This window comes from Thermus sp. KWY1 (assembly GCF_057547025.1).
Genome location: NZ_BAAJPG010000030.1, coordinates 1 through 254, shown reverse-complemented (window position 1 = coordinate 254; position 254 = coordinate 1). Strand labels below are relative to the sequence as shown.

General features: G+C 63.4%; 1 pseudogene. It reads right to left on the bottom strand.

The window, feature by feature from the left end:
* A pseudogene (locus AC27GT_RS09110) lies at positions 1-254 on the bottom strand (helix-turn-helix domain-containing protein); the annotation flags it as partial.

Genomic DNA, 254 nt, shown 5'->3' with positions numbered 1-254 from the left:
GGAAGACCAGTAAATCCTCCGCCGCAAGCGCTGCGGTTCATTTGGGGTAGGGGCCCCAAAGCGGACGTCTTGACCGAGGCTTAAGACCGGCAAGGCCCTCTTCCTTGAGGCGTTTCCGCCAGCGGTAATAGGTGGCCCGGCTGATCCCCAAAAGCTCCTGGATCTCGGGCCAGCCCACCCGGTATTTCCTGAGCGCCTCCACCTGTTTGAGCTTCCGTAAGCGGTCCTGAACCGTGGGATCGCCGGCCCCGGCC